Genomic DNA, 20993 nt, shown 5'->3' with positions numbered 1-20993 from the left:
TCTACTCCTGTTTCACGCCAAGGCGAGTGATCGCTATGTCGTAGCGGCGCAACGCCTTTTCGGCGTCCCATTCCAGAATCTCCGCTTCACTTACCGGGTAAATGAGCGGGACGATATCGAGGATTACTTCGATGTCGCGTTCCGAAAGTAGGCCGCCGGCTGGTTTAAAAAATCGTCGATGCGCACCTGCAATTGGGTCCAGTCAGGGACGCTCAGTTGGGCCAGATCGGGGATCATCAGACCGGTGCAATGGGCAGTGATGAACTCGGCGCGTTCCTTGGCCGTTTTCAGTTTCTTCATCACTTTGGTGGCGCGCAGTGCGGGCATTTCCAGCGACAGCGAGGTCACGGTGCGGCCGGTCACGGCGAGCGGTTGCAGCAGCTGCACCTGGTCAGGATCGTCGGACTTTTCCGCGTCCGCCACCTGCTCCAGAAAGTACGCCGTCGGACGGGTCGACATCTCGTGCACGTACTGGGCGATGCTCACGTAGTCCGGGCGTTTGAGCTGGTCGAGTTCCTTGACCGACAGGCCGGTGGCGAGCAGCGCCAGTTCGAAGAACTGATCGTCTTCATCATCGCCGGCCCGCTCCAGCGCTTCTTTCTGCGCAGCGTAGAACAGTGGCTTGAGCTGGATCTGTTCGATCTGCGAGCCGTCGTCACCGGTGATCGGCGACAGCAGGTCATGCTTGGGTGGCATCCACGACATGTATGAATTCCTTGGTGATTCTTGAGGGGGTATTGCTAAACATCGGCCAGTCACACTGGCCCAATGTGGGAGCGGGCTTGCTCGCGAAGGCGGCCTGTCAGATAAATGAGCGTCGACTGTCACACCGCATTCGCGAGCAAGCCCGCTCCCACAGGGTCAGGTGCCTGGCTGGCTTACAGCGTTACGGCATCAGCACCGCACGGCGCGCATCACCAAGGATGTCGACGCCGTTGAGCACGAATTTCTGGGTGCGTACGTCGATGTCGATCACCGGGATGCCGTTTTCCAGGCGGTTGTAGGTGCGGCAGGAGAACTCCAGAGTCGTCAGGGCTTTGCCGCCCATCTTGATCGCGTCTTCACCCATGGTTTTGAGCTTGCCGCCGATGGTGTGATAGGTGAACCAGGTGTTGCCGTCCTGATCCTGACCGGCTTCACGCACGTTCAGCAGGATGTCGTCGCCCAGCTTCACCCCCATCGCCAGCAACACTTCTGCACCGGTGCCTTGCAGCTTGAGCATGGCGTTCAGAGCCTTGGCACTCTTGGCCATTTCCTCAACGATGAAGCGCCCGCCCGTCATGCTTTCCATGTCGAAATCGATTTTCGGCGGGGTGAACTCCTCAACGGTCGCCGACAACGGCAGGCCTTGCAGGGTGGCCGCGATGGCCTGTCTTACGCGGTTGGTAAACATTAGAGAACGTCCTCCAGGAACTGCTCGATGATTTCATCGCGGGCGTTGAGTTGATAAACCATGTGTTCGTTCGGCGCGTAGCGGCCGTAGTCGATGACCACGTACCAGGTGCCGTTCTTGTACTTCTCGACGCTGTTGAGTTCCGGGTGCAGATAGACGCTGCCGCCAGGAATGGTTTCGTCGGCGACCAGGGTCTGCAGCCAGTCGTTGATGCGCTTGACCTCCTGATCCATGAACGATTTGGTCAGGTTCTTGGCCATGGCTTTCTGGCCGGCCTTGACCAGCTTGCGGCTGATCGCATCTTCGAGGCCGACGTAGCTGATGAACTTGCCGGTGATCGAGCGGTTACCCAGCAGCGAGAAGCCGCCCAGCACGGTGCGGGCGTAGTAGCTGACGCCGTAGCGGTTGAGCAGATCGCCTTCGGTGGAGGTGTCGAGAATGTTGTATTCAACGACGCGGGACACGTCTTCGGCGTAGGTCACCTGGTTGCCCGGGCTTTCCCACTGCTTGACCTTGGCCAGTGCGGCAATCGCCAGACTGGACGGCGCGAGGAACACATTTTTCTTTGCCGCTTTCGAGTACACGGCCGGCATGTTGTGCACCACCAGGCAACGGTCGAAACCGAGGTCGGCGCCACCCAGTTCCTGGCTGTAAGTCACTTGATCAGCGACCGACGCGTCCTTGCCATCCAGTACCACACGGGCCTTGATGCGCTTGCCGAACGAAGCGAACTCGCTGGCCACTGCTTTGGTACCGGTGAAGCCCGGCGCGCCGATGATGGTCAGGTCTTCCGGGACACTGCCCAGTGCCGCCAGACCGAGCTTGCGGCCGGTGGTTGGATCGACACCGCCAATCACTGCGTTAACGGTGTCGGCCGGGGTCGCGCCCGCTTCGACGATCACCACGTACACCGGCACCTTGACCACTTTGAGGATCTGGTAAACCGCGTGATACAGCGTGCCCTCTTCGGCGCCGGTCGGATCGAGCAGCGCGTGGGTGGTGAAGCTGTTGATGCGGAACGGTGCGTTGCGCGGAATCAGCGGATCGGCTTTCGGCGCGGTGCCGACCAGACCGATGACGTTGTCACCCAGGCCACCCATGGCCTCGGGGGATTCAGTGGCATTGACGGTAATGCCGTTGTGCTCGAAGTTCAAAACCTCAGCCATGGTTAGTCAGCCTTCTTGGCAGCGGCCTTTTTGGCCTGGGTGGTGGGTGTTTTCAGTTCAAGTCGACCGGCGCTGTGCAAGGCACTGGCTTCGACGTCGAGCAGATCAAGGTCTTGACCGACGCTCGACCAGTGCCCACCGCCGGTGGGGAATGGGACGAGCACGGTGTAGGTTTGGCGGGTTGCCATTTTTCGTTTCTCCATAAACGGGAAAGCCCCTCTTGGGGAGGGGCTTGGCGGGTGTTGAAATGTTTTTTGGCGGGAAAGAAAACGCCCCGGGGTGCGGGGCGTTTACTGAGGCTGCTCAGCGATCCAGGAGGGCACGACCGGACGCGATTCTGGCGATGGAAAAGCTGCCGATTGGGGCCAGTCGCGCAAGTTGCGAATGTAGATCAACAGTTCACTAAACTGCTCAGTTGTCAGCGATGCTGTCTGGTTCAGATCGAGTTGGTCGCGATGACGTTCGCGCAACCAAAGAACACTATTGATCTGTTTGTCTCGCCAACTGCGTTCCTGCTTTGCTCGCTCTTCTGAAGTCAATTCCGGCGGATCAATCAAGATCGGCAGTCCGTTTTCATCCTGACTTCGGACTTTTCCGAACGCGGGATTGGCAAAGACTTCCTGATAGAGGGCATCACTGATTTGAATTACGTCATCCGGCATCACCGAATGCACACGGTCCAAATAAGTGCAGTCTGTTGATTTGCTGTAATAACGCATTTTAGTTACCTATGGCCAGATAGCGGAGGTTCGTCGTCGCCACGTTACTCCAAGCGGTGAAGCCGGTCGTTACTGGACTTACACCCAAAGGATGGGCACCACCGCCCCCATCAGTAGCTATCATTTGAAAGACGTTGTTACGGAAGGCAATTGGGAAACTGAAGTTTGCGGATGTCCCCGGCATGTTCGCCAACCCCCATTGCAGCATCAAGCCACCGAGCCACGAGGGGAAAATGATGTATCCATTGGTGGCGAGATTGATCTCGAATCCGAGGCGCAGCTTTTTCGGCGATACGATGACTGTATCGTCGGTTCCTGCATTGGTTTGATTCTGGGTAGCGACTTTCGCTGTGCCTTGGTTGGTTTCAGTGGCCTGTTGCGACAGAACGGCCAGAGCCGCGATATCGATGCCTCCCTGATTGACCGGTGCGTTCCAGGCCTTGATGCACCACATGACGGCGAGGTTGCGGGGGCGGGTTTCAGTTCCGCCAGTGTTCACCGTATTCTGGGCGTTCACCATCTGCATAGTGGAACCGCTATCTACCGTGGAAAGAAATGCACCCACTGAGATACTCGCTGCCGCACCATTAATATTGCCTGCCTGCCAATTACCTGCAGGATCAAAGGTCGCAGCAGTGCCATCAAAATAGCGGTGGTTGTGCGCAGCAAATGCCTCTGCTTGAGTCGTGCCGACACCCCTTCCAGCATCCACACCACGCCCATGGTCCCAGCCACGCAGGAACTCACCGCGCGACTCCGGCAAGCGGAAGTTACCCGCCCCCTCGTTACCCTTGTTGTAAGTGGTACCGAGAAAAGCCGCCAGATCCGGATAAGTCGCAATGCTCTGTACGCTGCCATCCAGCTCCAGATAACCGGGAGCGACGATGCCTGTCGGGAAGGCCAGAACAGCGCCCACCGGAACGGCGGATTTGAGCCGTTCGACTTCCTTCGCCAATGCGGCTACATCGATGGTTCCCTGATTGACCGGGGCGTTCCAGGCTTTGATGCACCACATGACGGCGATGTTGCGTGGGCGGGTTTCACCACCGCCTGTTGCGTTGATGCGCGTCGTGACCCCCGAGGCATTGTTATCTTCTCGAGCGGCGGCATAAGACACACCACCGCTGATTCCCGAGTTTACGGTAGTCGTCGCAATCGCAGACATGTCATGAACATGCTGCTTGATTAAATCAGCCTGCCAACTTCCAAGAGCTCGCCCGGCATCCACCCCACGCCCATGATCCCATCCGCGCAAGAACTCACCACGCGCTTCAGGCAAACGGAAATTGCCAACCCCCTCATCACCCTTGTTGAACTTGCCACCCAGATAAGCGCTCAAGTCCGGGTAAGTCGCACTGCTCTTGACGCTGTTATCCAGCTCCAGAAAACCCGGCGGCGGTGCATCAACCGGAAACGCGACAATCGAACCCACGGGCAATGCCGATGCCTTGGCAATCAACGCCTCGACTTCAGCCTTGGTGTAGGAATCTTTGATCCCAAAACCGGCGAGGGTTTCAGGGTTAGCCCCAGCAGTCGCCCGACCATATTCATCAACCGTCAGGCTCTTGTAAGTCCCGGCAGCAATCCCGGTGCGCCCCGCCAACATCTTGAACGTGAGTGCGGTGGTACCAAGGGTGATCGGCGCATTCGTGGTCAGGTGCCACAGCGAATCACCGTTCGCCATGCCCTCCTCCACCATGACCGTCAGGCCCGGCGTGACCTTGGCGCTGCTGTTGGCATCAGTCGCCCGCACCCAGTCGCCATTGGCGACGATCCACAGGCCGTTGTCCTTGGCCAGGGTCTGGTTCGCCAGCAGCACGCGGTCACCGGCAATCACGGCGACACCGTCAATTTGCTGCGCACCGTTCAACACAATGTTGCTGGACGCCGCGACGCGCACCGATTGCTTGCCATCCAGCTTGCCGAGTTCTTCGGCGAGGTAACTCATGACCCAGGCACGTGTGGCCTTGACCACCGTGTCATCGATCAGCAGCGTTACCAACGACGCATTGCTGGTCTCGAAAATCGAGCGAATATAGAACTCTTTACCCGAACCCGACGTGGCCAGCACTGGCTTGAACGACTCCGGATATTTGACGATGGCGTAGAGGATCCCGGTGTCGGTCCACAACCCCGCTTCACGCACGTACCAACCGCCAACGTCCGGCGGAATGGTCACTTCGGCGAGCAGCCAGCTCGGATTTTTCTCGTCCTGGAACAGCGCATTGAGCGGCCCGCGCCAGACTTCACGCTTCAGCGCGGTGGCGGTCGCGGCCGGGTTGTAGACCGCCCCGCCGCCGTCGCCGACGGAAATCTGTGTCAACTTGATCGGCGTACCCGCGGCCTTGCACGCCGTTTCGTAGGCAATCCCTGCGTTGGTGAGCAGGGTGTAATAGTCAGCCATTCAGGCCCCCTGAGGATAAATAGTGGATGTTTCGACGGTGTACAAAGCAGCGGCCATGAACGCCTCGCCAGAGGTTTCGAGCCCTTCGATGAACACCGGATAAACCGTCGTCAGCTCACCGCAAAAGGTCGCAGCGGCGATGGAATGACTGCCGAACGCGCTCAAGCCAACCGTCACCGAGAGAATGTCCCGTTCGCTCTTGGCATCGGCCAGGCGTCGGTCGAGACGGGCGTCGATTTCTGCGCTGTAGGGTTGCTCGCTGAAGGCCCGCACGGAGAAGCTGTAAGGCACGCCGGGCGGCGTCTGTTCGTACCAGGCGCGGACTTCGGGGCGCAGTTGCAAACCCTTGGCCGCGTTCTCCAGCGCCTTGCGAGTGCCGGCCTGGCGTGCAGTGGGCCAGGCCAGTTCGACGGTCAGGCGCTTTTCCGCTTCCGGTGCGCTGGTGCTCCATTCGGCGACACCGCGATCCGCTGCCAGATACGGCAGGAATGCGACCGGTGTTTCGCTCGGATTCATCAGTTCGGGGAACGGCGGCGCGATGCGATCCAGCAGTGCGCCAAAGCCCAGATCCAGACCGCGTTCGAGTGCCGAGCTGTTGGCTGGCAACAAGGTCGGGCGTTGTATTGGCTCACTCATAACGTCAGCACCTCGACCTCGACCGCCGTGCAGTACGGTGCCTGAAACGCCGTAGTGACGATCGGCGCCAGCGGTTCAAGAATCTGCAGTTGCACGGCGCCAGCACTGTGCAACGTGTAGTCGATCCAGCTCGGGTCGACCCGTCCTTCCAGGCGATGACAACTGTCGGCGTAGGCCTGCAATTGCTGTTGTGCGGCAACTTTGGTCAGGCCCGAGTCGGGGCCGGAATTGATCTTCGCCACCACGCGGATTTTGTAGCGCTGAATGTCGGCTGCCTTGACCGTGACGAGGTCGGTTTCCGGTCGCACATCGGGTCGGGCGAAGTGCTGGCGTACACCGTCAAGCAACGCTGCAGACGGGGTGCCATCGCCGTCGCGGGACAACACCGTGACCTGCACTTCGCCCGGCGCAGTACGCCGACCGTTGCCGTCCTTGACCTGTGCAGCGAGGCCGTCTGGGTTGAAGGTGTAGGTGACGTTCACCACACCGCCATCGCTGGATTCGACCTTCACCGTTGGCCGTTCACCCAGGGTGAATACCTCGCGGCGATACTGCATCCGCGAGCCCGCAGCCGGCGCATGTGGCGCCAGGTAGTAGCGCAACCGGGCGTCGTCGTCGCTTTCATAAATCGGTGGTATTGGCGGGAAGGCTGCCGGGTCACCCGCATCGAGCAACTGTCGCTCCAGGCCCATGTCCGCCAGCCGTGCATCGAGGTTGCTGCCGGTCGCCCACCACGCCAGCATCTGCTTGATACGAGCGTTGTATTTGCGCTCGTGGGATTGCAGACGCACGCAAAAAGCTTCGAGCGCCAGGGTCAGCAATTCGCTCTCGTTTTCCAGGCTGGTCTTGAGTTTCGCCGCGCTGTCCGGCGCTCGGGCGCCAACGTACTCGACGACGAAGGTCTTGAACTCGGCGAGCAGGTCTTCGAAGGCGTCGACGGTAATCAGCGCCGGTTCGGCCAATTGGTTCTGGCCGGGGATCAACATGCTCATGTCACGACCTCGAATGTCTGTTGACGGTTTTTCCAGGTGCCGGCGAAACGCAGCAGCAGACCGGCGCCCTGACGGCTGGCGACGATCACGCTCGGCTGAAAATCGCTGATCCCGTTCTGCGCGTTGTAGAACGCCTGAGCCGCGTGGCTCTGGGCCAGAAGCAGAACGTCGTCACCGAGGTTCTGCCCCAGCAGCGTGGGGATCAGCGAGCCATAAAGGGGCCTTTTTTGCCGGGTGCCCAGCGGCGTGGTCAGGGCCCGGGTCGCGCGCTGCACAAACTGCAGCCAGTCGTCGACCGTGGCCCCGGAGTCTCTATCGATTCCGATCATGGGAAGCTCTTGATTCAGGGGCTGATGACACGGCCCTGGTGATCCACCAACGGGCCGCTGAAGTGCACGCCCGAGGCGTCGATGCTCAGGCCGACGCCGCCCAGTTGCAGGCTGATCAGCTGTGGCGTCATCGTCAGTTGTGCCGGGCCGATGCTCAGTGCAAGCGATTCGCGAGAACCGGTGAAAGCCGCCGGGCCGTTCTGCCAGTGCAGAATGTGTGTGGCGTCGTCGTAGCCGCTTTCACTGCCATCAACGTGCACCCGGCGCGTCAGCGTCGGTACCGTTGCCGTCGGTGGAAAGCGGTCACTGTTCAAACCAAACAACGCCACGCTTTGCGCGCCACTTTCACCGCTGCCGTAGTTGAATAGCAGGCACTGCTCGCCCACGCTCGGAATCCGCGACTCGCTCTGCGCTCCGGCGCTGGGGTTGAAGAACTTGATCGACGGCGTGAGCAATCCTCCGTGGCTGACTTGGCAGGTGTTGCTCGCGGCATCGACTGCCTGACAGACGCCGATGCGACAGAAACTCTCGGCTCGGCGGTGCAGGTCGTCGATTTCCGCTTCCATCTCGGCCAGCCGCTCGATAATCGGCCCCAGTTGCATGCGCAGTAGTGCGTCGAACATCGGTCAGGCCTCCAGCGCGGTGTATTGGTCGGGGTCGTCGATGTCGCTGACTTCCCAGGTACGGGCGAATTTCGGCGTGCCGAGCGGGTCGTCGAGCAGCGTCGGGCCTAGGTAGAGGGTCTGGGTGAAGGTCAGCGTCCATGCCTTGTATGGCTGGTCGGCGCGGACCAGCACTGACGGCAAACCATCAATGTTCATCGGCAAATCGCATTGATCGCCGGGCAGGCCCCAACGGTTGTCGGTGATCAGGTTTTTCAGTACGGCGATCAGATCGCAGGCGGCAAATGCACTCGCAGAAAGTGCCGGAATGACTTGCAGCGATACCGTCATGACGTGGGCAATACGCCCGTCAGCGGCACGTGCGCCCGGTGCATTACGGTCGAAGTCGATCAACGCCCAGGCCTGAGCGCCGGGTGCCGTGAAGTCGTCATGATTGCCAACCTGCAGATTCAGGCCGGCGCTGTTGCGCAGGGTTGTCGCCATCGCCGTGAACAGCTGCGAAGGCTGCTGGATCGGTGCGGGCATGCATGACCTCCTTTTCAATTGTCCACGCGCAGCCCCGCCGCATCAGTTGCAGCGAGGCAGGAAAGTGTTGAGTTACTGGGGATCGCGCGGCGGGGGAACTTCGCAGACGCCGATGCGCTTGGCGGCCCAGCGTTCGTACAGACCGATGGCCACGTCGGCCCCGGCCATGGCGGTCAGGCAACCGAAGGCACCGGCGGCCCAGATGGATAGCCCGGCGGCGTAAAGCAGCATGATCGCCGAGACGCCGCAGATCATGCAGGCGCCGGAGCGCAGGGCCAGACGCCGCAGCAATGACCAGCCGCGGGCGCCCTCCTTGTCGGCGCGCCACATTTCGCCGGACACCCCGCCCACTACAGCGAGGAGGATGACCAGCCAGATCGGCATGTCCGCCAACGCTTGTTGCTCGTTTGTCATGTCACGCCTCCTGGTTCTAGTTGATGAGTGTTGTGTGTTGGGTTCAAGCGATGTCTCTTCAGGTAGGCATTCCGAAAAGCCCGGCGTTGAGGCAGGGCTTTTCAGTAATGCGCTCCAGATTTTGATAACGATGGATTTGAATCAGAAGGGGGCGACTGGCCACACGATAGTGGCGGGATAATCCGGCTGTTTATCGACGTCGCTGACGGCGATGCAATATTGTTTGTACGCCAGCAGCAGGGCTTGCTCTGTTGGAGTGGCAATGCCGGTGTCAACTTTGTAATTCAGCGAGTTGAGCAGCAGCCAGCCCGCAGCGAAATTCAGCAACTGCCATTTCTGCTGTTCAGCTTCATTGCGCAGGTCTTGCTCGGAGGGCGGCGTGAACGTCCAGACGCCATCGAATGTTGCGCCCCAGCCGACGCGAATCTGCGTATTACCTGTTACATCAACCCAAAACGAAGTTGGCGAAGCAGGTGCTTCCGGTCTGACTTCACTTTCCTTGAGCTGGGTAACTTTGCTGTACTCAACCAGTGCATAGAGATTCATTTAGTCTTCCTTTGTGTAGTGTTAGCGATGAACGTCGTGATGAAACCTGGCAGGCATTCCAAAAAGCCCGGCACTGAACACCGGGCTTTTCAGTAATGCGCTCCTTCGCCTTCCTTCAAATCCTGTATCCGAGAAGGAAGCTGACTTTTCGGCGCTACTGGCGCGGTACGAGTCCATTCAAATTGTTTTTCCGACCGCGGTCCCTGCCCGCCGGATAACTGCTCTTGGTGCTTTACGCTGCACACCCGGGTCAGTTGCCAACCCTCTGAACCGTTGAGGCCGGTTCATCGCTGCCTGTTCTTGTGGAACTAAAGAGCTGTTGTTGCCAGCCGCTTTGTTGAGCGGCTTGGTGGCAAGAATATGCATGAATGCATATACAGTCAATGCATAAATGCATTTATTTATGCGTAAGAAATGCACAGCTGCATGCGGCCCGCATAAATAAAGGGTTCGAGGGTTTTCTTAAGACGAAAAAAAACCCGTCATGAGACGGGTTTGCTGTGGAGGGGATTGCCTATCGGGCATACATGCCCCACCAGAAGACGTGACCAAGGATGACTATCTGCTCGTCCTGCATATCCTGGAAGCTGTAGTCCTCGTCCGGATGTTCATCACGGTTGAAACTGCGCAGACGGATACCGGTCGGCAGGCGATAGAGCTGCTTCACGCGCAACTGACCGTTGTGATTGATCGCGTACAGGTCGCCATCAATGATGTCGCCGATTCCGCACTTGCCAGCGTTCACCCCGACCGTGGCGCCATCACGCAACACCGGCATCATACTGTTACCGCGCACCGTCACGCATTTGGCCTGGTCGAACTGCACACCGTTATGGCGCAGGCTGCGTTTGCCGAAGCGCAGGCTAGAGCGTTCGCTCTCTTCGATGACGAATCTTCCTGATCCAGCAGCCAATTCAACCTCACGAAGAAAGGGCACCGACACCTCGTCGTCATCGACAGGGGTATCGTCGTCCCACAGGCTTATGTCCTTGAGTTCCGCATGCACGTCATCGCGCGCGCCACCGGTCGCGATCGCGACATCGGCGCGGCCACGTAATTGATCAGTGCTCACATTGAAGTATTCGGCGATCTTCGAGATGTGTTTATCCGAAGGATCGACGATCTTCCCGCTGAGAATCCGCGAGAGCGTTGATTGAGGCACGCCGGTGCGACGGTGGAGCTCCGTGGGGGAGATCCCGTGCTGGTCGAGCAGTGCTCTTAAGACGGAGGATACGTTGCGTTTTTGCATAACGCGCATAGTGCTTGAAGTTTTTTCCGAAGACAAATGCTGATTTGCATAAATCGTGCATAAATCACAATTAAACGCAAAAAGTGTCAGCCGGCCGTCATGCCTGCGTCGAGCCGACCGCCCATGGTAACCTTGCGCCCATCGCGGAAAAGCCCGGCGGTTGCCCTCGCTTTTGCCCTACATCATTTAACGAGTTACCTGACAATCCGATGAATAAAGCCGTCTCCGACCTGTCCTCCCACACCCCGATGATGCAGCAATACTGGCGCCTGAAGAATCAGCACCCGGATCAGCTGATGTTCTATCGCATGGGCGACTTCTACGAGATCTTCTATGAAGACGCGAAGAAGGCGGCCAAGTTGCTCGACATCACTCTGACCGCGCGCGGCCAGTCGGCGGGGCAAGCGATCCCGATGTGCGGGATTCCTTACCACGCGGCGGAAGGTTACCTGGCGAAACTGGTCAAGCTCGGCGAGTCGGTAGTGATCTGCGAGCAGGTCGGCGACCCGGCCACCAGCAAGGGCCCGGTAGAACGTCAGGTGGTACGGATCATTACCCCGGGCACGGTCAGCGACGAAGCGCTGCTCGATGAACGTCGCGACAACCTGATTGCCGCCGTGCTGGGCGACGAGCGTCTGTTCGGTCTGGCGGTGCTGGACATCACCAGCGGCAACTTTACTGTGCTCGAGATCAAGGGCTGGGAAAACCTGCTGGCGGAGCTGGAGCGAGTCAACCCGGTGGAACTGCTGATCCCGGACGATTGGCCGAAAGACCTGCCAGCGGAAAAACGCCGTGGTGTGCGTCGTCGCGCGCCGTGGGATTTCGAGCGTGATTCAGCGCTGAAAAGTCTCTGCCAGCAGTTTTCCACACAAGACCTGAAAGGCTTCGGTTGCGAAACCCTGACCCTGGCCATCGGCGCCGCCGGTTGCCTGCTGGCCTACGCCAAGGAAACCCAGCGCACCGCCCTGCCCCATCTGCGTAGCCTGCGTCATGAGCGTCTGGACGACACCGTGGTGCTCGACGGCGCGAGCCGCCGCAACCTCGAACTCGACACTAACCTGGCTGGTGGTCGCGACAACACCCTGCAATCGGTGGTTGATCGCTGCCAGACCGCCATGGGCAGCCGCTTGCTGACCCGTTGGCTGAACCGTCCGCTGCGCGATCTGACCGTGCTGCTGGCGCGCCAGACCTCGATCACTTGTTTGCTCGACGGCTATCGCTTCGAAAAGCTGCAGCCGCAGCTCAAGGAAATCGGCGACATCGAGCGGATTCTCGCGCGGATCGGTCTGCGCAATGCGCGCCCTCGTGACCTCGCTCGCCTGCGCGATGCGCTCGGTGCCCTGCCGCAACTGCAAGTGGCGATGACCGACCTCGAAGCACCGCACCTGCAACGCCTGGCGACTACCACCAGCACCTACCCGGAACTGGCGGCGCTGCTGGAAAAAGCCATCATCGACAACCCGCCAGCGGTGATCCGCGACGGCGGCGTGCTGAAAACCGGTTACGACAGCGAACTCGACGAGCTGCAGTCGCTGAGCGAAAACGCCGGCCAGTTTCTCATCGATCTGGAAGCCCGGGAAAAAGCCCGCACCGGTCTGGCCAACCTGAAAGTTGGCTATAACCGCATTCATGGCTACTTCATCGAACTGCCGAGCAAGCAAGCGGAATCGGCTCCGGCAGACTACATCCGTCGCCAGACGCTCAAGGGCGCCGAGCGTTTCATCACGCCCGAGCTGAAAGAATTCGAAGACAAGGCGCTTTCGGCCAAGAGCCGTGCCCTGGCTCGCGAGAAAATGCTCTACGAGGCGCTGCTGGAAGACCTGATCAGCCAGTTGCCACCGCTGCAGGACACTGCCGGCGCATTGGCCGAGTTGGACGTGCTGAGCAACCTTGCCGAGCGTGCGCTGAACCTTGATCTGAACTGCCCACGCTTCGTCAGCGAGCCGTGCATGCGCATCACCCAAGGGCGTCACCCGGTGGTCGAGCAAGTGCTGACTACGCCATTCGTGGCCAACGACCTGAGTCTGGATGACAACACCCGGATGCTGGTGATCACCGGCCCGAACATGGGTGGTAAATCCACCTACATGCGCCAAACCGCATTGATCGTGCTGCTGGCGCATATCGGCAGCTTCGTGCCGGCGGCCAGTTGCGAGTTGTCGCTGGTGGACCGGATCTTCACCCGAATCGGTTCCAGCGATGACCTGGCCGGTGGCCGTTCGACCTTCATGGTCGAGATGAGCGAAACCGCCAACATCCTGCACAATGCCACCGAACGCAGTCTCGTGCTGATGGACGAAGTCGGTCGCGGCACCAGCACCTTCGACGGTCTGTCCCTGGCATGGGCCGCCGCCGAGCGTCTGGCGCATCTGCGTGCCTATACTCTATTTGCCACGCACTATTTCGAACTGACCGTGTTGCCGGAAGCCGAGCCGCTGGTGGCCAACGTGCACCTCAACGCCACTGAGCACAACGAGCGCATCGTGTTCCTGCACCACGTGTTGCCGGGGCCTGCCAGCCAGAGCTACGGCCTGGCGGTGGCGCAACTGGCCGGCGTGCCGAGTGAAGTGATCGTGCGTGCCCGTGAGCACCTGAGCCGACTGGAAGACACCGCATTGCCGCATGAAGCGCCCAAGCCTGCCGTCAAAGGCAAACCGGCCGTTCCGCAGCAGAGCGACATGTTCGCCAGCCTGCCGCACCCGGTGCTCGATGAGTTGGCGAAAGTGGATCTCGATGACCTGACCCCGCGTCGAGCGCTCGAATTGTTATATGCACTTAAGAACCGGATCTAAGCAGCGAAGAACCGGATATAACGCAAACGGCTTCAAGCTGTTAGAATCTCGCGCGGTTTGGGATGCTGCTGGCTAATAGCCTGGCTGGCAGACATCGCTCCCGAACCTGGCGACCCCAACCGTGAAGGGGCTACGCTGCCGCCGCCTGAGGAGAAAATTAGAAATGACCTTCGTCGTCACCGACAACTGCATCAAGTGCAAGTACACCGACTGCGTAGAAGTCTGTCCGGTGGACTGCTTTTACGAAGGCCCGAACTTCCTGGTGATTCACCCGGACGAGTGCATCGACTGCGCCCTGTGCGAACCGGAATGCCCGGCCGTCGCGATTTTCTCCGAGGACGAAGTTCCGGAGGATATGCAGGAGTTCATTCAACTGAACGTTGAATTGGCCGAAATCTGGCCGAACATCACCGAGAAGAAAGAATCGCTGCCGGATGCCGAAGAGTGGGATGGCGTCAAAGGCAAGATCAAAGATCTCGAACGCTGATCTGTCGCGCGTTACCAAAAGGCCCCTTGCGGGCCTTTTTGCTTTTTCGGATTTTACTTTTCTACAGGCAAAAAAAGGGGCGGTTTGACCCGCCCACATTTTTTCCCTATTCCCTGTATTCCTTTTCATCGTCCTGATGAATCGCGTCCTGCGATGTCCATTCCCCTCTTCCCTGAAGGGCGTGTCTGTCCGTCGACACAGTGCTGATACTAGAGAGTTCCCTGCCGAGAGCAATCGGCCCGGCGGGGTGAAAGTCGCTGTAATAAGCACTTCATATTAAAAAATAAGCATATAAATCAATTGGTTAAATACGACTCTCGGCAGAAGTCGACGTCTACCGTCCTGCAAAAATGGGGAACGCTTACGAAAGAGTAAGCCAAGGCTTACACCGCGAGACTACAAACGATGGAAATGCTGACCATTTGTCCGGCAATGAACTTTGTGGCGAGGGAGCTTGCTCCCGCTTGAGTGCGTAGCGCTCATGAATTTTTGGGGTTGCTGCGCAACCCAGCGGGAGCAAGCTCCCTCGCCACAGACAGTCATCAGCCAATATCCGAGCAATAAAAAAGCCCCGAACCAGTCGGGGCTTCTTGCGGCAGGCGTGTGAGGCGCTTACTGAAACAGCGACTCGCTCGACAGGCCATTCTTCTCGAGGATTTCGCGAAGGCGCTTGAGGCCCTCCACCTGGATCTGCCGCACCCGTTCACGGGTCAGGCCGATCTCCAGGCCTACGTCTTCCAGCGTGCTGCTCTCATGGCCGCGCAGGCCGAAACGGCGTACGACCACCTCGCGCTGCTTGTCGGTCAGTTCCGAGAGCCATTGATCAATGCTCTGCGACAGGTCGTCATCCTGCAGCAGTTCACATGGATCGGTCGGACGGTCATCCGTCAGGGTGTCCAGCAGGGTTTTATCCGAATCCGGACCCAGCGAGACATCGACCGAAGAAACCCGCTCGTTCAGGCCGAGCATGCGCTTGACCTCGCCCACCGGTTTTTCCAGCAGGTTGGCGATTTCTTCGGGTGAGGGTTCGTGATCGAGCTTCTGCGTCAGCTCCCGTGCGGCCCGCAGGTACACGTTGAGTTCCTTGACCACATGAATCGGCAACCGGATGGTCCGGGTTTGATTCATGATCGCGCGCTCGATGGTCTGACGGATCCACCAGGTCGCGTAGGTCGAGAAGCGGAAGCCACGCTCGGGATCGAACTTTTCCACTGCGCGGATCAGGCCGAGGTTACCCTCTTCGATCAGATCGAGCAGCGACAGCCCCCGATTGACGTAACGCCGGGCGATCTTCACGACCAGCCGCAGGTTACTTTCAATCATGCGCTTGCGCCCGGCAGGGTCGCCACTTTGCGACAGACGCGCAAAATGAACTTCTTCCTCCGGGGAGAGCAGTGGTGAAAAGCCGATTTCGTTGAGATACAGCTGCGTGGCATCGAGTGCCCGAGTGTAGTCGATGTACTTGTGTTGTTTAAGTGAAGCGGATTGTCTGGATTTGGAACGAACGGAAGGTGGAGCAGCCCCTTCATCATTCGACATCGAAGATTCCGAATCGATGCCGGCCTCCATAAGGAGAACCTCATCGTCGATGTCAAACTCCGGCACTTCTTTACTGAGAGCCATTGTTATAGTCCTTTGGTGAGTTCGACCCCAAGCTCAAGCGACGCCTTTATCCTTGGCAGCGCTGGAGCCTGTCCCCTCTACGCGACGGAACAGGCTGGCCTCAAATCAACGTTTGGGCAGGAACTGCAGCGGATCTACAGGTTTACCTTGGCGGCGAATCTCAAAATGCAGTTTCACCCGGTCTGTACCCGTGGACCCCATTTCGGCAATTGTCTGTCCGACCTTGACCTGCTGCCCCTCCCGTACCAACAGCCTGCGGTTATGTCCGTAGGCACTGACGTAGGTTTCGCTGTGTTTGATGATGACTAATTCGCCGTAGCCCCTTAAGCCACTCCCGGCGTAAACCACCGTCCCATCAGACGCAGCTAAAACAGGCTGTCCCAAATCTCCGGCGATATCAATTCCTTTATTCAAACTACCGTTTGAAGAGAATTTTCCAATCAGAATGCCATTAGATGGCCATCCCCAGCCGGTCGGGGCCGGGCCCGGTGGAGGCATCGGAGCCGGAGCCGATTTGTTCGCGACGGACGGTGCAGCCCCCGCAGCAGCGGCTCCGGAGCCGGTCACGGTGGTGGTCGTCGTGCCATTCGCCTGGCGCCGGATTACCGTGGTTTTGCTCGACGATGATGGCGCGGAACTGCCGTTGCTCACCACCGCTGTCGGTGTTGAACCGGTGCGGCCGTCAAAGCGAATTGTCTGACCCGGGTGGATCGTATACGGCGTAGGAATATTGTTGCGGGCCGCGAGGGCTTTGTAGTCCCAGCCATAGCGAAAAGCGATGGAAAACAGCGTATCGCCCGGACGGACTACATACTGCCCGGTCGTGACGGCAGGACGCTGGGCCGCCGCGCTGTTGCGATCGACCACCCGCACGTTGCTCGATTTGGTGCTGGAGCAACCGACCAGCAGGGTGCTCAATACAAGGCCAGTCACCAGGCGCTGAAAGCTCGTGTTACCCATACGCTGCGCAATGACTGTGAGACTCACCCGCCGCTCCCTTTGTGGTGGCTGAAATATGTGGAATGCCGAATCGCGGCAAGTAGTGTCGCAAGTATAACGGGCCGAACCGGCTTTACCGTTAAAGATGCGAAAACGCTTCACGCACACGTTTGCCCTTGGACAATTCGTAGCGTTTAAACCATCGCTGCCGATGTAAGACACAGGCCAGCGCGAGGAATTCAGCGTCCGCAAACAAATGCTCAGGCCAGCGGGCCATTGAGCAATGGCACGAAGCGCACAGCTCCCAATACGTGACGGGAAAAGCCGTGTTCTTCACGCACGATCAGCATCAGTTGCTGCACTTCCCCCGAGCCGACCGGAATCACCATCCGCCCACCCGGTGCCAGTTGATCGAGCAAGGCCTGCGGCACGTCGGTCGCGACTGCGGTAACGATGATACCGTTGTAAGGCGCCAGCGCCGGCCAGCCTTCCCAGCCATCACCCCAGCGGAACACCACGTTGCGCAGGTTGAGTTCGACCAGGCGTTCCTTGGCCCGATCCTGCAGGACCTTGATGCGTTCGACCGAAAATACCCGCTCGACCAGTTGCGACAGCACGGCTGTCTGATATCCCGAACCGGTCCCGATCTCCAGCACCTTGTCCAGCGGCCCCGCCTCCAGCAGCAGCTCGCTCATGCGCGCCACCATATAAGGCTGGGAGATGGTCTGGTTGTGGCCGATCGGCAGTGCGGTATCTTCGTACGCGCGGTGCGCCAGCGCTTCATCGACAAACAGATGACGCGGCGTACGGCGGATCACTTCCAGCACCTTGGCGTTGGACAGGCCTTCTTCATACAGGCGCTGGATCAGACGTTCACGCGTTCGCTGCGACGTCATGCCGATGCCACTGCGCAGTCTGTCTTCGTGTTCACGAGCCATCAGCGCAGTTCCTCCAGCCAGCCGTCGAGACTCCTGAAGGCATCATTGAAAGTGCGATCGAGCTGCAACGGCGTGATCGACACATACCCCTGCATCACCGCATGAAAGTCAGTGCCCGGGCCGCCGTCTTCGGCATCACCGGCCGCAGCAATCCAGTAGCCGGCCTTGCCACGCGGGTCGACCACTTTCATCGGCGCCGCAGCACGGGCGCGATGGCCCAGACGGGTCAGTTGAATGCCACGAATATGATCGATCGGCAGATTGGGAATGTTCACGTTCAGCACCGTGCGCGGCGGCAGGTCCAGCCCGGCGTGGGCTTCGACCAGTTTGCGCGCGAAATGTGCGGCTGTCGCCAGATTGTCGACCTGTCGTGAGCACAGCGAGAACGCAAACGAAGGGCGCTCGAGAAAGCGCCCTTCAAGGGCAGCCGCCACAGTGCCGGAATACAGCACGTCATCGCCCAGATTGGCACCGAGGTTGATCCCGGAAACCACCATGTCCGGCTCGCGCTCCAGCAGGCCGTTGAGGCCCAGGTGCACACAGTCGGTCGGCGTACCGTTGAGGCTGATGAAACCGTTTGCCAGGTATTGCGGGTGCAACGGACGGTCGAGCGTCAGCGAACTGCTGGCGCCGCTTTTGTCCTGCTCCGGGGCGATAACCACGCACTCGGTGTAATCCGCCAGCGCAGCATAAAGCGCGGCGAGACCGGGTGCGGTTACCCCATCGTCGTTAGAAATCAGAATACGCATGGGCTGTCCGTCTGCCCCACCGGCACCAGATCAACGAGTTCGCGCACCAATACGGTGGCGAAGCATCCGGCCGGGAGGACGAATTCCAGTTGCAGAATGTCAGGCTGGGGATAATGCCACGACAACCCGCCAATGGGCAGCCGCAGGATGCGACGTTCGTGGTTCATTCCGGCATTGATCAACCAATCGCGCAGATCCGCCTCACGCTCGGCAATCCCCTGCTCCAGATCATGGACAGCGCCAGCGGCCGGTGAGTCACCTTCGCCCCACTGCGGACCGGTCGGGTGCAGGTCGAGAATCGCCAGGCGCGGATCGCTGCATTCGGCCTCACCGGCCGGGAAAAAACTGCGGCTGTCGGTGAACGCCAGCAGATCGCCGACTTGCGCCTGCTGCCAGGTGCCATCGGCCACCCGGGCGGCCAGTACCTGATTGAACAGAAAACTGCGCGCCGTCGATAGCAGCCGCGAGCGCACATTGCGCTGCTCCGGTAGCGCCTTGCGCGCCGCCCAGGCACGCGCATCAACGACGTTACCGCCGTCATGGCCGAAACGCTGGGCGCCGAAATAATTGGGAATGCCTTGCCTGGCGATCAGTTGCAGACGCTGCTCGATCGCATCCTTGTCGCCGGCAAACTGGGTCAGGCGCAAGGTGAAGCCGTTCGCCGAATGCGCGCCGCGTTGCAGCTTGCGCTTGTGCCGCGTGGTTTTAAGGATCTTCAGCGTGTCGTTTTCCGCCGCCGACAGATCCGGATCAGCCTTGCCCGGCAGTTGCACGCTGAACCACTGACGGGTCAACGCCTGACGATCCTTGAGCCCGGCATAACTGACGGTGCGCAACGGCACGCCGGCGGCCTTGGCAATTCGGCGCGCTGCTTCTTCGGTGTTCAGGCCACGTTTTTCGACCCAGATCCACAGGTGCTCACCATCGCCGCTGAACGGGATGTCGAGCACTTCATCGACCTGAAAATCTTCGGCGATGGCTTTCAGAACCGCAGTGCCGAGTGGTTCGCCATAGGCCCGCGGGCCAAGCAATTGCAGTTCGTTCATGCGCGCAGCAACAAGGCAACGGAATGCACGGCGATGCCTTCTTCGCGACCGACAAAGCCGAGCTTTTCGGTGGTGGTAGCTTTCACGTTCACTTGATCCAGTTCAACTTGCAGATCGGCGGCGATCAACGCGCGCATCGCTTCGATATGCGGGGCCATTTTCGGTGCCTGAGCGACGATGGTGTTGTCGACGTTGCCGACTTTCCAACCCTTGGCGTGGATCAGCGCGACCACATGCCGCAGCAGGACACGGCTGTCGGCGCCCTTGAATTGCGGGTCGGTGTCCGGAAAGTGCTTGCCGATATCGCCCAGCGCGGCCGCGCCGAGCAAGGCATCGCTCAAGGCATGCAGCAGGACGTCACCGTCGGAATGAGCGAGCAGCCCGAAGCCGTGTGCAATACGCACGCCGCCCAGAGTAATGAAATCGCCTTCAGCGAAACGGTGAACATCGTAGCCGTGGCCAATACGCATAAAAAAACGCCCCGATTTTTGTCAGGGCGTGATTCTACCTGCATTAACCGCGCAGGGCGCGTGCGTGATGCTGCAAGTGGTCATCAATGAAGCTTGAGATGAAGAAATAGCTGTGGTCGTAGCCCGGTTGCAGGCGCAGCGTCAGCGGATGACCCGCTTGTTTTGCAGCTTGTTGCAGGGCTTCGGGTTTGAGCTGCGTGGCGAGGAAGTCATCGCGATCCCCCTGATCGACCAGCAACGACAGTTTCTCGTCGGCTTCAGCAATCAGCGCGCAGGCATCCCATTCTTTCCACTTGGAACGGTCTTCGCCCAGATAGCGGGAGAATGCTTTCTGCCCCCACGGACAATCCATCGGGTTGTTGATCGGCGAAAACGCCGACACCGACTGATAACGCCCCGGGTTGCGCAGCGCGCAGACCAGTGCACCGTGACCGCCCATGGAGTGGCCGCTGATGCTGCGTTTGTCCGACGCCGGGAAATGCGCTTCAACCAGTGCAGGCAATTCCTGCACGACATAGTCATGCATCCGATAGTGCCGCGACCATGGTTCCTGCGTGGCATTCAGATAGAACCCGGCGCCAAGGCCGAAATCCCAGGCGCCATCTGGATCACCCGGCACATCCGGGCCGCGCGGACTGGTGTCCGGCGCGACGATGATCAGACCGAGTTCGGCGGCCATGCGCATCGCCCCGGCCTTCTGCATGAAGTTCTCGTCGGTGCAGGTCAGGCCGGACAGCCAGTACAGCACCGGCAGCTTGCCACCCTGCTCCGCTTGCGGCGGCAGGTACACGGCAAACACCATGTCGCAGCCGAGCACGTCGGAACGGTGGCGATAGCGCTTGTGCCAGCCGCCGAAACTTTTCTGACAGGAGATATTTTCCAGACTCATGTAAAGACTCCTACGCGGCCCCGGCTATAAACCTTCAAGGTCTGTAGCCGTGGCGTCGCGAATG

General features: G+C 59.6%; 23 protein-coding genes. 2 read left to right on the top strand and 21 right to left on the bottom strand.

All coding sequences use genetic code 11. The features are described from left to right. Positions 1–123: 123 nt before the first annotated feature. The 14 genes from CRO59_RS03800 to CRO59_RS03735 all read right to left on the bottom strand — a co-directional run bounded on the left by CRO59_RS03800 (position 124) and on the right by CRO59_RS03735 (position 10996). Positions 124–705, bottom strand: a complete 582-nt coding sequence (locus tag CRO59_RS03800; protein WP_097086475.1) for a phage tail assembly protein — start codon at positions 703–705, stop codon at positions 124–126. 181 nt (positions 706–886) lie between these two features. Further along, complete coding sequence (locus CRO59_RS03795; RefSeq protein ID WP_097086473.1) at positions 887–1393, bottom strand: phage major tail tube protein; 507 nt, start codon at positions 1391–1393, stop codon at positions 887–889. Further along, entirely contained in the window at positions 1393–2559 is a 1167-nt protein-coding gene (locus CRO59_RS03790; protein ID WP_047291938.1) for a tail protein, read from the bottom strand. The genes CRO59_RS03795 and CRO59_RS03790 overlap by 1 nt, the downstream gene beginning before the upstream one ends. A 2-nt stretch (positions 2560–2561) precedes the next feature. Continuing rightward, on the bottom strand, positions 2562–2747 hold the full coding sequence (locus tag CRO59_RS03785) for a hypothetical protein (protein ID WP_047291936.1): 186 nt from the start codon (positions 2745–2747) through the stop codon (positions 2562–2564). 102 nt (positions 2748–2849) lie between these two features. After that, entirely contained in the window at positions 2850–3278 is a 429-nt protein-coding gene (locus CRO59_RS03780) for a phage tail protein (protein WP_097086471.1), read from the bottom strand. Between the two features lies 1 nt (position 3279). Further along, positions 3280–5682 (bottom strand): phage tail protein, encoded by a 2403-nt coding sequence (locus tag CRO59_RS03775; protein ID WP_097086469.1) that lies wholly within the window; start codon positions 5680–5682, stop codon positions 3280–3282. Further along, positions 5683–6318 carry a phage tail protein I gene (locus CRO59_RS03770; protein ID WP_097086467.1) on the bottom strand — a complete coding sequence of 212 codons (636 nt, stop codon included), beginning with the start codon at positions 6316–6318 and terminating at the stop codon, positions 5683–5685. Beyond that, positions 6315–7310 (bottom strand): baseplate J/gp47 family protein, encoded by a 996-nt coding sequence (locus CRO59_RS03765; protein WP_097086465.1) that lies wholly within the window; start codon positions 7308–7310, stop codon positions 6315–6317. Before CRO59_RS03765 ends, CRO59_RS03770 begins: the two co-directional genes overlap by 4 nt. Continuing rightward, positions 7307–7639 carry a phage baseplate protein gene (locus tag CRO59_RS03760; RefSeq protein WP_003222189.1) on the bottom strand — a complete coding sequence of 111 codons (333 nt, stop codon included), beginning with the start codon at positions 7637–7639 and terminating at the stop codon, positions 7307–7309. Before CRO59_RS03760 ends, CRO59_RS03765 begins: the two co-directional genes overlap by 4 nt. Positions 7640–7653: 14 nt before the next feature. Continuing rightward, a complete protein-coding gene (locus CRO59_RS03755; protein ID WP_097086463.1) occupies positions 7654–8262 on the bottom strand; it encodes a phage baseplate assembly protein V in 609 nt (202 codons plus the stop codon). A gap of 3 nt (positions 8263–8265) precedes the next feature. Beyond that, on the bottom strand, positions 8266–8787 hold the full coding sequence (locus CRO59_RS03750; protein WP_097086461.1) for a hypothetical protein: 522 nt from the start codon (positions 8785–8787) through the stop codon (positions 8266–8268). Between the two features lie 72 nt (positions 8788–8859). Next, the gene (locus CRO59_RS03745) at positions 8860–9201 is read right to left on the bottom strand and encodes a phage holin family protein (protein ID WP_003222183.1); all 342 of its coding nucleotides are present in this window, start codon (positions 9199–9201) and stop codon (positions 8860–8862) included. A 141-nt stretch (positions 9202–9342) separates the two neighbouring features. Next, a complete protein-coding gene (locus tag CRO59_RS03740) occupies positions 9343–9747 on the bottom strand; it encodes a tail fiber assembly protein (RefSeq protein WP_097086459.1) in 405 nt (134 codons plus the stop codon). A 514-nt stretch (positions 9748–10261) separates the two neighbouring features. Next, positions 10262–10996, bottom strand: coding sequence for an XRE family transcriptional regulator (locus CRO59_RS03735; RefSeq protein ID WP_027611049.1), 735 nt, complete (start codon positions 10994–10996; stop codon positions 10262–10264). Positions 10997–11205: 209 nt separating this feature from the next. Between CRO59_RS03735 and mutS the strand changes: the two genes are divergently transcribed. Both mutS and fdxA read left to right on the top strand, forming a co-directional pair. Next, a complete protein-coding gene (mutS, locus tag CRO59_RS03730) occupies positions 11206–13788 on the top strand; it encodes a DNA mismatch repair protein MutS (protein WP_027611048.1) in 2583 nt (860 codons plus the stop codon). Between the two features lie 163 nt (positions 13789–13951). Further along, positions 13952–14275 carry a ferredoxin FdxA gene (gene fdxA / locus CRO59_RS03725; protein WP_003222178.1) on the top strand — a complete coding sequence of 108 codons (324 nt, stop codon included), beginning with the start codon at positions 13952–13954 and terminating at the stop codon, positions 14273–14275. Between the two features lie 612 nt (positions 14276–14887). Here fdxA and rpoS read toward each other — a convergent pair. The 7 genes from rpoS to fghA all read right to left on the bottom strand — a co-directional run bounded on the left by rpoS (position 14888) and on the right by fghA (position 20929). Further along, positions 14888–15898 carry an RNA polymerase sigma factor RpoS gene (gene rpoS / locus CRO59_RS03720; RefSeq protein ID WP_007964304.1) on the bottom strand — a complete coding sequence of 337 codons (1011 nt, stop codon included), beginning with the start codon at positions 15896–15898 and terminating at the stop codon, positions 14888–14890. Positions 15899–16003: 105 nt separating this feature from the next. Further along, positions 16004–16885, bottom strand: a complete 882-nt coding sequence (locus tag CRO59_RS03715) for a peptidoglycan DD-metalloendopeptidase family protein (protein WP_027611047.1) — start codon at positions 16883–16885, stop codon at positions 16004–16006. Positions 16886–17097: 212 nt separating this feature from the next. After that, the gene (locus CRO59_RS03710) at positions 17098–17733 is read right to left on the bottom strand and encodes a protein-L-isoaspartate(D-aspartate) O-methyltransferase (protein WP_169841266.1); all 636 of its coding nucleotides are present in this window, start codon (positions 17731–17733) and stop codon (positions 17098–17100) included. Positions 17734–17774: 41 nt separating this feature from the next. Continuing rightward, the gene (gene surE, locus CRO59_RS03705) at positions 17775–18524 is read right to left on the bottom strand and encodes a 5'/3'-nucleotidase SurE (RefSeq protein WP_047601272.1); all 750 of its coding nucleotides are present in this window, start codon (positions 18522–18524) and stop codon (positions 17775–17777) included. Beyond that, positions 18512–19570 carry a tRNA pseudouridine(13) synthase TruD gene (truD, locus tag CRO59_RS03700; protein WP_097086457.1) on the bottom strand — a complete coding sequence of 353 codons (1059 nt, stop codon included), beginning with the start codon at positions 19568–19570 and terminating at the stop codon, positions 18512–18514. The genes surE and truD overlap by 13 nt, the downstream gene beginning before the upstream one ends. Then, the gene (ispF, locus tag CRO59_RS03695; RefSeq protein WP_027611044.1) at positions 19567–20040 is read right to left on the bottom strand and encodes a 2-C-methyl-D-erythritol 2,4-cyclodiphosphate synthase; all 474 of its coding nucleotides are present in this window, start codon (positions 20038–20040) and stop codon (positions 19567–19569) included. Before ispF ends, truD begins: the two co-directional genes overlap by 4 nt. A 43-nt stretch (positions 20041–20083) precedes the next feature. After that, positions 20084–20929, bottom strand: a complete 846-nt coding sequence (gene fghA / locus CRO59_RS03690) for an S-formylglutathione hydrolase (protein ID WP_097086455.1) — start codon at positions 20927–20929, stop codon at positions 20084–20086. Positions 20930–20993: the final 64 nt, after the last annotated feature.

The sequence above is a fragment of the Pseudomonas sp. LAMO17WK12:I5 genome (assembly GCF_900215165.1).
Lineage (GTDB): Bacteria > Pseudomonadota > Gammaproteobacteria > Pseudomonadales > Pseudomonadaceae > Aquipseudomonas > Aquipseudomonas putida_A.
Note: the sequence above shows the minus strand (reverse complement) of the source record. Positions and strands in the feature narration are given on the sequence as shown.

Excerpts from the sequence above, each read along its gene's own strand:
- CRO59_RS03780 (WP_097086471.1), bottom strand. The coding sequence starts at position 3,278 with ATGCGTTATTACAGCAAATCAACAGACTGCACTTATTTGGACCGTGTG.
- fghA (WP_097086455.1), bottom strand. The coding sequence starts at position 20,929 with ATGAGTCTGGAAAATATCTCCTGTCAGAAAAGTTTCGGCGGCTGGCAC.
- CRO59_RS03795 (WP_097086473.1), bottom strand. The coding sequence starts at position 1,393 with ATGTTTACCAACCGCGTAAGACAGGCCATCGCGGCCACCCTGCAAGGC.
- truD (WP_097086457.1), bottom strand. The coding sequence starts at position 19,570 with ATGAACGAACTGCAATTGCTTGGCCCGCGGGCCTATGGCGAACCACTC.
- CRO59_RS03760 (WP_003222189.1), bottom strand. The coding sequence starts at position 7,639 with ATGATCGGAATCGATAGAGACTCCGGGGCCACGGTCGACGACTGGCTG.
- CRO59_RS03775 (WP_097086469.1), bottom strand. The coding sequence starts at position 5,682 with ATGGCTGACTATTACACCCTGCTCACCAACGCAGGGATTGCCTACGAA.
- CRO59_RS03770 (WP_097086467.1), bottom strand. The coding sequence starts at position 6,318 with ATGAGTGAGCCAATACAACGCCCGACCTTGTTGCCAGCCAACAGCTCG.
- CRO59_RS03745 (WP_003222183.1), bottom strand. The coding sequence starts at position 9,201 with ATGACAAACGAGCAACAAGCGTTGGCGGACATGCCGATCTGGCTGGTC.
- surE (WP_047601272.1), bottom strand. The coding sequence starts at position 18,524 with ATGCGTATTCTGATTTCTAACGACGATGGGGTAACCGCACCCGGTCTC.
- CRO59_RS03750 (WP_097086461.1), bottom strand. The coding sequence starts at position 8,787 with ATGCCCGCACCGATCCAGCAGCCTTCGCAGCTGTTCACGGCGATGGCG.
- CRO59_RS03765 (WP_097086465.1), bottom strand. The coding sequence starts at position 7,310 with ATGAGCATGTTGATCCCCGGCCAGAACCAATTGGCCGAACCGGCGCTG.
- CRO59_RS03710 (WP_169841266.1), bottom strand. The coding sequence starts at position 17,733 with ATGACGTCGCAGCGAACGCGTGAACGTCTGATCCAGCGCCTGTATGAA.
- CRO59_RS03735 (WP_027611049.1), bottom strand. The coding sequence starts at position 10,996 with ATGCAAAAACGCAACGTATCCTCCGTCTTAAGAGCACTGCTCGACCAG.
- mutS (WP_027611048.1), top strand. The coding sequence starts at position 11,206 with ATGAATAAAGCCGTCTCCGACCTGTCCTCCCACACCCCGATGATGCAG.
- CRO59_RS03790 (WP_047291938.1), bottom strand. The coding sequence starts at position 2,559 with ATGGCTGAGGTTTTGAACTTCGAGCACAACGGCATTACCGTCAATGCC.
- ispF (WP_027611044.1), bottom strand. The coding sequence starts at position 20,040 with ATGCGTATTGGCCACGGCTACGATGTTCACCGTTTCGCTGAAGGCGAT.
- fdxA (WP_003222178.1), top strand. The coding sequence starts at position 13,952 with ATGACCTTCGTCGTCACCGACAACTGCATCAAGTGCAAGTACACCGAC.
- CRO59_RS03785 (WP_047291936.1), bottom strand. The coding sequence starts at position 2,747 with ATGGCAACCCGCCAAACCTACACCGTGCTCGTCCCATTCCCCACCGGC.
- CRO59_RS03800 (WP_097086475.1), bottom strand. The coding sequence starts at position 705 with ATGTCGTGGATGCCACCCAAGCATGACCTGCTGTCGCCGATCACCGGT.
- rpoS (WP_007964304.1), bottom strand. The coding sequence starts at position 15,898 with ATGGCTCTCAGTAAAGAAGTGCCGGAGTTTGACATCGACGATGAGGTT.
- CRO59_RS03755 (WP_097086463.1), bottom strand. The coding sequence starts at position 8,262 with ATGTTCGACGCACTACTGCGCATGCAACTGGGGCCGATTATCGAGCGG.
- CRO59_RS03740 (WP_097086459.1), bottom strand. The coding sequence starts at position 9,747 with ATGAATCTCTATGCACTGGTTGAGTACAGCAAAGTTACCCAGCTCAAG.